The following is a 13990-nucleotide window of genomic DNA, read 5'->3' on the forward strand; positions in this document are numbered from 1 at the left end:
TGAGCAAGTAACACCAGTTAATGATGCAACTAGCCATGATGTTCTTGATTCAATAGATAATACAAATGCAACATTAACATCAGCAATTACAGGAAATGAAGATGGAGCAACTGTTACATATACAATGACTTTAGATACAGCTCCAACAGCAGATGAGACATTTACATTTAAAGTAGATGGTGTTGAAAAAACTATAACTGTAGCAGCAGGACAAACTGAAGGAACAACAACAGTTGACTTTACAGAATCAGATGTGTTTACAGATACAGATACAATTCCAGCACCAACAGATTTAACTGCAAGTAATAATTCAGGATATGAGCAAGTAACACCAGTTAATGATGCAACTAGCCATGATGTTCTTGATTCAATAACTGATGTAAACTTAACAATTTCTGGTTCTAGTGAAGTAAAAGAGGGAAAAACAGCTAAATATACTATTGAAATAGATGAAAAAGCACAAACTGATGTAACAGTTAAAGTTGTAACTGGACATATTACTACTGAAAGTGGTGATATAGTTGATGTGACTCAAGATGTTATTATAAAAGCAGGTCAAACAAAAGCTACTTTTACTGTTGAAACAGTTAAAGATAGTGAAGTAGAAGGAAATGAAGACTTTAAAGTATCTATTGCAAAAGATGCAACTGGCAGTTATGAAGTAAGTGGTGGGAACTTTGAGAATTTAGTAGTAAGTAATGATAGTGTCACAACAACTATCATTGATAAAACAGTAAAAGTAAAAGCAAATGCTGTTGAAGTTGATGAAGATGCTCTAGTTGGTACTACTGATAATGATGGATATGCTACACAAAAAGTTGTTACAGGAGATATAACAATAGAAAATGTTGATCAAGTAGTATTTGCAAGTAATCAAACTACATCATTAACATCTCATGGAAAAGAAATCTCATTGAGCGTTAGTTCTGATGGGAAAACTATAGTTGGTGAAACTGAAGATGGTCCAGTATTTACGACAACGTTGTCAGAAGATGGTACATCTTATGAATTTGACTTAGTTGGTGTAGTAGATCACATGGATACAACTAGTGAAGATGCTCAAACACTTGGATTAAAAATAGTTGCTTCAAATGATGAAAATAGTGAAGAGACTACTTTAGATATAACTATAGCAGATGATATTGTTTCAATAGATGATTCAAATGAAAATGCTATCAGCTTAGATAATAGTCAATTTAGCAATTTAATTATAAACGGAAGTTTTGAAAATATAACTGGTCATAGAGTTAATGGAAGTGGAAACAAAGGCTTTATTGATGACCAAGATATTTCATCTGGAAACTGGTCAGGAATGCAGTCTATGGAAGGTTGGCAACTTATGAGTCCAACTTCTGAATGGATGGAGCCACATGAAGGTGCCCATGCTAATGTTGGAACAGCTGATGGATCAAATTATATGGACTTAGGAGAGACTAATAATAGTGGAGATAGTGATGTAGAAAATACTCATATCGGACAAATTATTGGTGGCGTTCAAGATGATGTAGTATATGAATTAAACTTTGCATATGCAGATAAAGCCTTTACACAGGCAAATGAGTCTGACTCTGGAGTATTAGAAGTTTACTGGGGTGGAGAACTTATTCAAGTTATTGAAGGTAACCAATCAGGATGGAATACATCTTCTATAGAAGTAGTTGGTGGTTCTGGTGATGGAACTAACAGACTAGAGTTTAAAGAAGTTGGAGAAGGTAGTGATAACTGGGGTATGGCAATCGATGATATAAGTATGACAGCTTCAGAAGTGACTACTAAAGGAACTTTAGCTGATGATGCTAATATTGATGTATCATTTGGAGCTGATGGAGAAGGGTCATTTAACTTAGGTGAACTAGATGGTTGGACTTTAAGCCAAGATAAATTAACTTTATCAAAAGATGATGGAGCTGCAACTATTTCTATAGATTCATCAAGTGGAGATTATTCTATTACTCAAAGTGCTTCTTTATCAGGTGGAGAAATTAATATACCAATTATTGTAACTGATGGAGATGGGGATACAGAAACTGCATCTTTAAAACTTAATCTAAATAATGTATCAGTAGATAATTTACCTGAAAATATTTACGTACAAATTGGAAATGCAGAAACTATAGAAGGTGGAACATTAGTTCATAAAATTACACTAGTAGATGAAAATGGAAATGAAGTAAGAGTTCCAGCAGGTGAATGGGTAGAAGTTAACTTAAATTATAACCCAACATCAGCAAATGGCGCTGAATCATCTGATTATTCATCTCAAACTGCTGTAAGAATTTATGGTGGTACGAGTGGAGTATTCTTATTCAATGATACAATAGAAGATATACTTGATGAAAATAATGAGTCTTATATTGTTTCAGTTAGTGGAATTGATTCATCAAATGAAGCAATTGCATCTAAAGTTACTTATAGTGATACAGCAACAGGAACAATAATTGATGATGATGTGGATAACTCAACTACTGCAACTGTTTCAATTGTAGATGCTAGTGATTCAAATGATGTTATTGATGCAAGTGATGGAAGTGTAGAAAAAGCAACTATTGGTGGTCAAATAGAAGTTGGAGCAACTATTACAAGTTTAAGTGTAACAGATGGAACTTCAGCTATTCAAATTGATCCAGCGAATGTAACAGTAAATAGTGATGGAACATTCAGTATAGAAAACTTTGATGTTTCTTCATTAAGTGATGGAACATTAACTGTTAATTTAAGTAGTGAAGATACATATGGAAATACTGCAAGTGCAAGTGATACTGTAGATATGGATACAACTGCTAATATTACAATAGATAATGCAGATATTACAAGTACAGCAGATGCAATATATACAGCATATGCTTACAATGGTGATAATTTCATGACTGGAAACTTTAATAATCCAGGAAGTATAAAACTTAATAGTGTAAATGAAACTGCTGTAACAACAGAGTATGGTGTTGGCATTCAAAATAATCAAAATGAGAGTGAAAGTGGAATTGATGATAACGAAACACTTTTAATTGCTCTTAATCAAGACTCTTCAAGTGCAACATTTAAATTAAATGTTCCTTCAAATGAATCATTTGAAGGAGGATGGGTTGCTTTTGATTCAAATGGTGATGCCATAACTGTAGGTACATTTGAAAGTAATGGTGGAGATATTTATCTTACTATAGATAATTTAGGCGAAAACTTTGCCTATATTGCATTTGATGCTCATACAGACAATGGACAAGCAAGTGATAGTGGATTTTATGTAGAGCCTGCTAGTTTTGTAGATGTAAATGGAAATACAATTAATTTTGATAATACAACAGAAACTTTAGATATTTCAGGAACTACAACAGATATTGAAGCTGGACAAACTGTAAATATTGAATTAACTGATGGAGTTAACACTGTAACAACAACAGCACAAGTACAAAGTAATGGCTCTTATTCTATTGAGGATTATGATGTAAGTGAATTATCATCTGGTGAAATATCAATAAATGTTACAACAGAAGATAAAGCTGGAAATCCTGCAACTGTTGATACAACTATTACCTTAGTTGAAGGTACTACTTCTTCAATGGCTGAGGATATAGATCAAATGCCAGAAAGTATAGACGAGACACAAACCTTAGATATTAGTGATAATGCACTTTCAACAAACTTAGTACTTACCTTTGATGTTTCAGGAAGTATGAAAGGTGATAAATTAGAATTAGCAAAAGAATCAACAATAAATATGATTGATAAATATGCTGATTTAGGTGATGTGAAAATTATGTTGACATCATTTGCTAATTATGGTCAAACATTGACAGGAAATACAGGTTCAGTATGGTTAAGCATATCTGAAGCAAAAGCATATATAAATGGTTTTACTGCTGATGGTGGTACTAACTATGATGATGCATTAGTAGATGTAACTACAGCTATGAATAGTGAGACTGTACCTTTAAGTGACCAAATGATTTCATATTTTGTATCTGATGGAAAACCAACATATAATATGGTAGATACAAATAATAATGGTACATATGAAACAAGAACAGGAAATGGTTATGATACAACAGGTGTAACAGATGCAATAGCTACTGCATTTAAAGCTTTACCATTTACTCATAGTTATTCAGTAGGAATAGGTGATGATTCATTGACACAATATTTATCTGAAATAGTAGAAAACAATAATGTAATAGTTGTAGATGATGCAAATGATTTAAATAGTACTTTATCAAATACAGTTAGTTCAGATTCAGTTTCTGGAAATATTTTAGATAATGTAAGCGGTGGAGATGGAAATATAACATTAACAAAAATTACAATCGGTGATACAGATTATACTTCAGCAGATATGCCTATTACAACTCCAGAGGGTGCAACTTTAAATATCGACTTTACAACGGGAGATTATACATACTCTGGAAGCTCTAATAATTTTACAGCAGATGTTTCTGAAGTATTTACTGTAACAGCAAGTGATGAAGATGGAGATACAACAGCATTTAATGTTAATATTAATGTAGTTGTTCCAGAAGATTTAGTTCCAGAGAGTGTAGATGAAACCCAAACATTAAACTTTGATGGAGCATCAAGTACAGCAATTGCTACAAATGTAGTAATAACACTTGATGTTTCAGGAAGTATGACAAATAATAATGAACATGTAAATAGATTAGCATTGGCAAAAGAAGCCTTAGAAAATATGATAAATGAGTATGAATCACAAGGTAGTGTAAATGTGAAACTTGTAACATTTAATGCGGAAGGTCAAGCTGTAAATAATTGGATGAGTGCAGAAGAAGCTATTGATACTATAAATGATTTAAGTGCAGGTGGTTATACAAACTATGAAGATGCGGTTTATGAAACATATAACAACTATACCGAACCAAGTGCAGATAGAACAGTAGCATACTTTATATCTGATGGTGAGCCAACAAGAGAGAATAATGAAGGATATGACCGACATCATAATACAGGAACAGATTATGAAAATGGATGGTTAGATAGTTCTTATCAAACAGGGTGGGATAACTTTGTAGATACATATGTTGATAGTTTACACGTAATAGCAATGGGAAGTGGAATAAGTGATACAAGTTATCTAGATATCTTAGCACAAGCTGGAAATGTAGAGACAACTGTTGTAACTGATTCAACACAGTTAAGTTTATCTATACCATCAAATGATATAACAACAAGTGTAAGTGGGAATATATTAGATAATGTAAGCGGAGGAAACGGAGATATTACATTAACAAAAATTACAATAGGTGGAACAGATTATACTTCAAACGATATGCCAATCACAACTCCACTAGGGGCAACATTAGCTGTAAATTTCATCACTGGTGCATATACATATACTGTAAATTCATCTGATTTTACATCTGATGTTCTTGAAACATTTGCAGTAACAGCAAGAGATGAAGATGGAGATACAACTTCATTTAATGTAGGTATGAATGTAATTGCAGCTACATCAGATAATAATGATACTCCTTCTACAACTATTGAAGATCCTATAACTGAAAATGCAGTTGATAAAGGTGATGGAACAAATGGTTGGGAAAAAATTGAAACTAGTGATGCTGATGATGTTATTATTGCAGGAAATAAATGGGATAGAGTCGATTTAGAAGGCGGAGATGATAATTTAACAATCGGAAATGCAGATAGCAACAATTGGTCTAAAATTGAAGCTGATAGTGGAAATGATAATATTAAGGCTGGTGATGATTGGGATAAAATTACTTTAGGTAGTGGAAATGATACACTTCAAGTAGGAGATTCAAAATCACATGGGTGGTCAGAAATTGATGCTGGTTCTGGTGATGATACAATCAAAGCTGGCGATAATTGGGATAAAATTGATGGTGGCTCAGGAGAAGATACATTAATTTTAACAAATCAAGATATAGATTTAGGAAATATTTTAGAACAAACTGAAATAAAAAGTATTGAAAATATAGATTTAACTAATTCAGATGCACAAGATATCAGTATAAATCTAGAAGATATTTTAAATATTACAGATAGTGATAATGAGTTAAAAATTTTCGGAGATAGTGATGATAAAGTTACTCTTGAAGGTGGAAAAGATAATTGGGCTAGTAAAGGACAAGAAGAAATTGATGGAGAAACATTCAATGTTTATGAAGGAATAAGTTCAAATGTAAAAGTACTTATTGACGATGATGTTTCAATTGATCCAGACTTTTAATAAGTAGAAAAGAGAGACTTCTCTTTTCTACAAATTTTATCTTTATAAAAAATTAGTTATAATCCGCGAAATACAATTTAAAACTCACAACACAGTAGGAAAAATATGTCAAATAATTTACTTCAAAAACAAGCGGATACAATCAGATTCTTGGCTTCAGATATGGTTCAAAAAGCAAACTCAGGACACCCAGGTGCACCTATGGGACTTGCTGACATTGCAACGGTATTGAGCAAACATTTAAATGTAAACCCAGCAAATTCAAAGTGGCTTAACAGAGATAGATTAGTTTTTTCAGGTGGTCATGCAACTGGATTAGTTTATTCTTTATTACATCTTTGGGGATTTGATGTAAGTATTGAAGATATTAAAAACTTCAGACAAACAAATTCTAAAACTCCAGGACACCCTGAATATGGACATACACATGGGGTAGAAATTACAACTGGACCATTGGGGCAAGGTATTGCAAATGCAGTTGGTTTTGCAATGGCTAGTAAATATGCAAAAAATATTTTAAGTGAAGATGTAATCAATCACAAAGTTTTTTGTTTATGTGGAGATGGAGATTTACAAGAAGGTCTTTCATATGAAGCAACAGCAACTGCTGGACACTTAGGTCTTGACAATCTAGTTATTATTTATGATTCAAACTCTATTACTATTGAAGGTGATACTTCTATTGCTTGGAGTGAAGATGTTAAGAAAAGATTTGAAGCAATTGATTTTGAAGTATTAGAAATAGATGGGCATGATTTTACTCAAATAGATGAAGCAATTGCAAAAGCAAAAACTTCTTCAAAACCAGTCCTTATTATAGCAAAAACAGCTATTGGAAAAGGTGCTGCAACTATGGAGGGAAGTCACCATACACATGGTGCACCTTTAGGTGTTGATGAGATATCTGCTTCAAAAACAAAAGCAGGATTTAACCCTGAAGAGTTTTTTTATGTTTCTGATGATGTAAAAGCTGCTTTTGATAAAACTACAAGTGGAGCTGAAAGTGAAAAGGCTTGGAATGACTCTTTATCAAGTGATTCTAAAAAGCAAATAGAAAAATTACAAAATCCTGATTTAGATTCTATTGTTTATCCTGAGTTTGAAGCAGATTCAAGTGTAGCAACAAGAGATTCAAATCATAAAATCCTAAATGCAATTTCACAAGCTCTTCCTGGGTTTATTGGTGGAAGTGCAGATTTAGCACCATCAAATAAAACAGAATTAAAAGGTGCTGGTGATTTTCCAAATGGTAAAAATATCCACTTTGGTATCAAAGAGCACGCTATGGCATCTATTTGTAATGCTATGAACTTATATGGACTATTTAGAGTATTTTCTGCAACATTCTTTGTATTTAGTGACTATTTAAAACCAGCAGCTAGACTTGCAGCACTGGCTTCTATTCCTCAATATTTTGTTTGGACTCATGATTCTATTGGTGTTGGAGAAGATGGACCAACTCACCAACCAATTGAACATTTAACACAATTTAGAGCACTACCAAACTTTTATGTATTTAGACCAGCAGATGCAACTGAAAATGTGGCTTCTTGGAAAGTGGCGTTAAAATTAAATGCTCCTTCTGCTTTTGTATGTTCAAGACAAGGATTAAAAGTATTAAAAGATGATAGAGCATTTGGTGAAGTTTCAAATGGTGGATATCTTGTTAAAAAAAGAGAAAATGCAACTATTACAATTATGGCATCTGGAAGTGAGCTAATGCTAGCACTTCAAACTGCTTGTTCTTTAGAAGAAGAGGGTGTAATAGCAAATGTTGTTTCTGTACCTTGTTATGATTTACTTGTAGAGCAAGATAAAACATATATTGATACAATCATTGATCCTAGTACTAAAGTATTTGCTGTAGAGGCTGCACGAGGTTTAGAGTATTATAAATTTGCTGATGTAGTTTATGGTATGGATACTTTTGGAGCTTCTGGTCCTGCAAATGACTTATTTGACCAATTTGGATTTACAATTACTAAACTTAAGGCTAAAATCTTAGCTGACTTAAAATAAATGAAAAGATGAGTTAACTCATCTTTTCAACACTTCTTTCAATTCAATTTAAAAATATCATCTTTATTTAATGTAATATCCTTATAATACATAGTAAAAAACTTAGGAGAAAATATGTCTATAGGTTTTATAGGACTTGGGAATCTTGGATGTGCTATTGCTTCAAGATTAAGTGATGTTGGTGAAGAGCTAGTTGTTTATAATAGAAATGCTGAAAAAATAAAAGATTTAGGATATAAAATTGTAAACTCTCCTAAAGAGTTACTAGCTAAATGCGATACTATATTTATGTGTCTATTTGATTCTCCTGCTGTTAATAACATCTTTTCTATGCCGGATGGCTTATTATGTGAAGAGATAAAAGGTAAGACTATTATTGATTTGACTACGAATCATTATGAAGATGTTTTAAAGTTCCATGAAGCAGTAAATGGATTAGGTGGTTATTATTTAGAAAATCCAGTTTTTGGGAGTGTAGCTCCTGCACTTAAAGGTGAATTGACAGTTGTAAGTTCAGGTAAAAAAGAGGTTTTTGATAATGCAAAACCAATACTAGAAAAAATAGCAAAAGAGATATTTTATTTAGAAAAACCTGCAAGTGCTACAAAAATGAAACTTATCAATAATCTGTGTCTTGGTTCATTTATGACAACTTTAGCAGAGTGTACTGCACTTGCAGAGAGTTGTGAAATAGATAAATCAAAAGCCTTAGAGATTTTAGGTGTAGGTGGTGGACAATCACTTGTTTTAAAAGCTAAAACACAAAAACTTATTGATGAAGATTTTTCTCCACACTTTTCAAATAGTGCAATAAATAAAGACTTACATCTTCTCCAAAACTTAGCTTTTAGTTTAAACCAACCACTTTACAGCGCAGCTATTCCAAAAGAACTATTTTCTAAAATGAAGATGTTAGGTAAAGGTGATGAAGATTTTTCATCTATTTATCAACTATTTAAAGCAGAGAAATAATGACAGAGACACTTTTTGTTTATGGAACACTTATGCCAAACTGTCCAAATGGTCATGTGTTAGAAAATATAGTTGGTAAGTTTGTACCTGCAACGGCAAAGGGATTTTTGATAGATGCTGGTTGGAGTGCAGGTATGGGATATCCAGGAATAAGACTTAACCCAGAGGGTGACACTGTGCATGGATTTTTATTTACTTCATCAAATTTGATTAATCATTGGGATTATTTAGATGAGTTTGAAGGGGCTGAATTTGTGAGAACACCCGTAACTGTTGAGAGATATGATGAGTTAGAAGTAGATACTTATATTTATACATTAAAAGATCACATACAGGAGATATAATGAAAATAGAGATTTTAGGTACTGGATGTACAAAGTGTAAATCCTTAGAAGAAAATACAAAAAAAGCTCTTGCTCAAGCAGGAGTTTTCGCTCAAGTTGAGAAAGTTGAAGATATTGAAAAAATCATGGCTTATGGTGTTATGAGTACACCTGCACTTGTGATAGATGGAGAAGTGAAATCAACAGGAAAGCTCTTAAATAGTGAAGAAATAAAAGCACTATTTTAATAAATATATTAAATATGAACATAAATAAAGGTTACAACTTGGTTGCATATTTACAAGTGTAACTTGACTTCTTATTCATAAATATTTATACTTCAAATAAAATGTATCTTATGGAGTATTAGATGAAAAAAATGAAGAAAAAAAACAGATAATGGGAAAAATAAATAATTTAGTAGTTATAAAATTTGCCTTTTTATTTGTTGTGTTTTGTAATGTAGTTGTAGATATTGCCCATAAAATCTTTTTACAAAATATTGCTTTTAAGATATTTGATGGAAGTATGCAGGTTATTTGGATATCCATCATAAATGCATTAATTCTTATTCCCTTTATACTTCTTTTTACACTTAGCGGTTATTTATCAGATAAATACAATAAGAAAAATATTTTAATATATGGGGCAGTTTCTTCTTTTTTATTATCAGTTCTTATGATATTTGCATATATTATCTCAAATTTTTATTTTGCCATGTTTATTTTAGTTTTATTGGCAGTACAAAGTGCCATATATTCACCTGCAAAGTTTGGGCTTATACTTGATATTTATGGCAAAAAAAATCTATCCACAGGAAACTCAGCTCTGCAAGCAATCTCTATAATTGCGATACTTTTTTCAATAGCTAGTGCTTCTTTCTTTTTTGAAGGCTTTTATAATAGTAACAACCTAGAACTCTTAAATACAAAAGAGGAACTTTTATATGCAATTTTACCTTTAACATATTATATTTTACCTGTTGCTTTTTTAGAGATGATTGTCTCTTTCTTAGTTTTAAGAAGAGTAAATACTTATTACAAAAGAGATAAAGAGATGGCTTTAGATAAGCTTGCTTTATTTAAAGGAGAACTTTTAAGCAAAAATATAAAAGTACTCTCTTCAAATAGTGTAATTTTTTTATCTGTTATTGGACTTTCTGTATTTTGGGGAATATCTCAAGGTATCATGGCAGTTTTTCCATCTTTTGCAAAAGAGTATTTAAATGTTACTGATGTTTTTGTAATAAATGCAGTAATTGGTGTATCAGGAGTTGGTATTGCGGTTGGTTCTCTTCTTTATTCTCGTATTTCAAGACACTATATAGAAGTAGGAACTATACCCTTATCTGCACTAGGAATGGCAGCGACTATTTACGCAGCAACCGTAGCTCAAAGTCCATTTTTTATTGGAGTCTCTTTTTTCCTTTTTGGAATATTTGGAGGGATGTTTGTCGTTCCTTTAAATGCACTAATTCAATTTAATGCAAAGAAAAAAATACTAGGAACAGTATTAGCAGGAAATAATTGGTTTCACTCAGTTGCAATGTTTTTGATGTTGTGTATGACAACCCTTGTCTCTTTTTATAATCTAAACCCTCTCAATACAATATATTTGATTTTACTTATTACTATTATAGGAACAGTATATACAATAATTAAACTACCTCAATCACTTATATTACTATTTTTGAAAAGTGTTATTGGAATAAAATATAAACTTGAAGTTAGTGGAATAAAAAACATACCTTCAACTGGCGGAGTATTACTGCTAGGAAATCATACTTCATGGATAGATTGGGCAGTAGTATTAATGGCAGTTCCAAGGGAAGTAAAATTTGTAATGCACAAACCAATCTATAACAAATGGTATTTAAATTGGCTCTTAAGGATGTTTAAAACAATACCTATAGGAACAACAGGAAGTAAAAATACTATTAAAATAGTTGCAGATGAATTGGATAAGGGCAATATTGTAGTTCTTTTTCCAGAAGGAAGTATTACAAGAAATGGACATTTGGGTGAGTTTAAAAAAGGTTTTGAAAAAATCTTAGAATTAACAATGAGTGATATAAGAGTAGTACCATTTTATATAAGAGGTCTTTGGGAAACAATTTTTTCAAGGGCAAGTAAAAAATATAAAGATTCATACAAAGTAAATAGCGTAACGGTATCTTTTGGAAAAAGAGTAAAAAAAGAAAAAGCAAATGCAGTTAGTATAAAACAAGATATTATAAATCTATCAACTATCGCTTGGCAAGAGCATACAAATAACTTAGCTACATTAAATGAAGTGGTTTTTGATAGATTAAAATCAGTATCAAATGAGATGATTTTTGCAGATTCTACAGGGGTAAATCTATCGGGAAATAAATTCTTAACTGCCTCAATTTTATTTAAAAATCTATTGCATAAAGAGATAAAAGGAAAAAATGTAGGTTTACTTCTTCCTTCAACAGCAGCAGGGGCTTTTATAAATTATTCTTGTTTAATGTTAGGAAAAACTCTTGTAAATCTAAATTATACAAGTGAACTAAACTCAATAAAACAAGCAATTTTACAAGCAGAAATTAAAACAATAGTTGCTTCTAAAAAGTTTGTTGAAAAGTTAGAGAAAAAAGGTATAGATGTAAAAGAGATATTTGAATTAGTTGATGTAGTTTATGTGGAAGATTTAAAGAAAAAAATATCAAAATCAAGTGCTTTTATAACTTTTGCTATGATAAAACTTTTACCTTCATTTATTTTAAAACCAATATTCTTAAGTAAAACAAAAAAAGATGATACTGTTATGATTATGTTCTCATCAGGAAGTGAAGATATCCCAAAAGGTATTGAGCTAAGTGGTGATAATATTTTAGGAAATTCTCAACAAATAGCTACAATAATAAATGCAACACATGATGATATTATTGTTGGATCTCTACCTTTATTTCATGCTTTTGGAATAGTGGTTACAACATTTTTGCCTTTAATTGAAGGAATAAAATGTGTAGCTCATCCAGATCCAACTGATGGGTTAGGTTTGGGTAAACTGGTTGATGAATATAAAGCAACAATTATGTGTGGAACTTCAACTTTTTTTAGACTATATACAAAAAATCCTAAAGTAAATAAAACTATGTTTCATAGTTTAAGACTTGTAGTTGCTGGAGCTGAAAAATTAAGAGATGAGGTTAGGGTTGATTTTAAAAATAAATTTGAAAAAGATATTTTAGAAGGCTATGGTACGACAGAAACCTCTCCTGTAGTTGCTTGTAATATTCCTGATACACTTGCAAGTGATGGAACTATTCAAATTGGTTCAAAAAAAGCCAGTGTTGGTATGCCTATACCTGGAACCATTATAAAAATAGTTGACCCAGATACTCTTAAAGAGCTTAAAACAAATGAAGAGGGTATGATAGTAATTTGTGGTATTCAAGTTATGAAAGGGTATTTAAAAGATGAGATAAAAACTTCAAAAGTTTTAAAAAGAATTGATGGGAAATTATATTATATAACAGGAGATAAAGGAAAAATTGATAAAGATGGTTTTATAACTATAGTTGATAGATATTCAAGATTTGCAAAACTTGCAGGAGAGATGATAAGTCTAGCTTCCATAGAAGATAAAATATCTAAACTTCTAGTTTTAAAAGAAGATTCTGAGGTTGATTTTATTGTTACTTCAGTTGAAGATGAAAAAAAAGGTGAAAAAATAGTATTGTTAATTTCCCATGTTGATGAACATGAGGTTTTAAAATTAAAAGATGATATTATTAAAAAATTTGATAATAAATTGATGATTCCTGCAAAAATAAAAATAGTAGATGAAATCCCAAAGCTTGGTAGTGGTAAAAAGGATTTTAAAAAGTCAAAGGAATTAGCTTTATATAATAATTAGAATTTTTTTGATATAATCGCAACTATTTATAAAAATATAAAAGGAAAAATATGAATTTTGTTTCTATTATTATGGGTAGTAAATCTGATTATGAAATAATGAAAAACTGTGCTGACACATTGGAGCAATTCAATGTAAAGTATGAGATGATTATCTCTTCTGCACATAGATCTCCTGAGAGAACTAAAAACTATGTAAAAGAAGCTGAAGAAAAAGGTGCAATTGCCTTTATTGCTGCTGCTGGTATGGCTGCACATTTAGCTGGTGCATTAGCAGCAGCTACAACTAAACCTGTTATTGGAGTTCCAATGAAAGGTGGAGCTATGGATGGTATGGATGCAATGCTTTCAACTGTTCAAATGCCTTCAGGAATGCCTGTTGCTACAGTTGCTCTTGGAAAAGCAGGTGCTATCAATGCTGCATACTTAGCTATTCAAATTTTAGCTATTACAGATAAAGAGTTAGCTGTAAAATTAAAAGAAGATAGAATAGTAAAAAGTAAAGCTGTTGAAGTTGATTCTAAAACTATAGAAGTATTAATATAGTTTAAAACATCACGCTATTTGTTTTTTTTATTCAAATAGTGTGATAA

At 31.4% G+C, this 13990-nt stretch carries 6 protein-coding genes and 1 pseudogene; all 7 read left to right on the forward strand.

Annotated elements, in window-relative coordinates; translation table 11 throughout:
- Positions 1-6199 (forward strand): VWA domain-containing protein (locus tag Q0617_RS12735; RefSeq protein WP_298753710.1); only part of this gene is annotated, 6199 nt, incomplete at its 5' end.
- Positions 6200-6301: 102 nt separating this feature from the next.
- Positions 6302-8218: pseudogene (tkt, locus tag Q0617_RS12740) on the forward strand (transketolase); the annotation flags it as partial.
- 114 nt (positions 8219-8332) lie between these two features.
- Positions 8333-9190, forward strand: coding sequence for an NAD(P)-dependent oxidoreductase (locus Q0617_RS12745; protein ID WP_298753711.1), 858 nt, complete (start codon positions 8333-8335; stop codon positions 9188-9190).
- On the forward strand, positions 9190-9534 hold the full coding sequence (locus tag Q0617_RS12750) for a gamma-glutamylcyclotransferase family protein (protein ID WP_298753712.1): 345 nt from the start codon (positions 9190-9192) through the stop codon (positions 9532-9534). Before Q0617_RS12745 ends, Q0617_RS12750 begins: the two co-directional genes overlap by 1 nt.
- Positions 9534-9761 (forward strand): thioredoxin family protein, encoded by a 228-nt coding sequence (locus Q0617_RS12755; RefSeq protein WP_298753713.1) that lies wholly within the window; start codon positions 9534-9536, stop codon positions 9759-9761. The genes Q0617_RS12750 and Q0617_RS12755 overlap by 1 nt, the downstream gene beginning before the upstream one ends.
- A gap of 151 nt (positions 9762-9912) precedes the next feature.
- Entirely contained in the window at positions 9913-13398 is a 3486-nt protein-coding gene (locus Q0617_RS12760; RefSeq protein WP_298753714.1) for an acyl-[ACP]--phospholipid O-acyltransferase, read from the forward strand.
- 50 nt (positions 13399-13448) lie between these two features.
- Positions 13449-13943 carry a 5-(carboxyamino)imidazole ribonucleotide mutase gene (gene purE, locus Q0617_RS12765; protein ID WP_298753715.1) on the forward strand — a complete coding sequence of 165 codons (495 nt, stop codon included), beginning with the start codon at positions 13449-13451 and terminating at the stop codon, positions 13941-13943.
- The last annotated feature ends 47 nt before the right edge of the window (positions 13944-13990 follow it).

Origin of the sequence: uncultured Arcobacter sp., from assembly GCF_937982575.1 — a bacterium.
Lineage (GTDB): Bacteria > Campylobacterota > Campylobacteria > Campylobacterales > Arcobacteraceae > Arcobacter.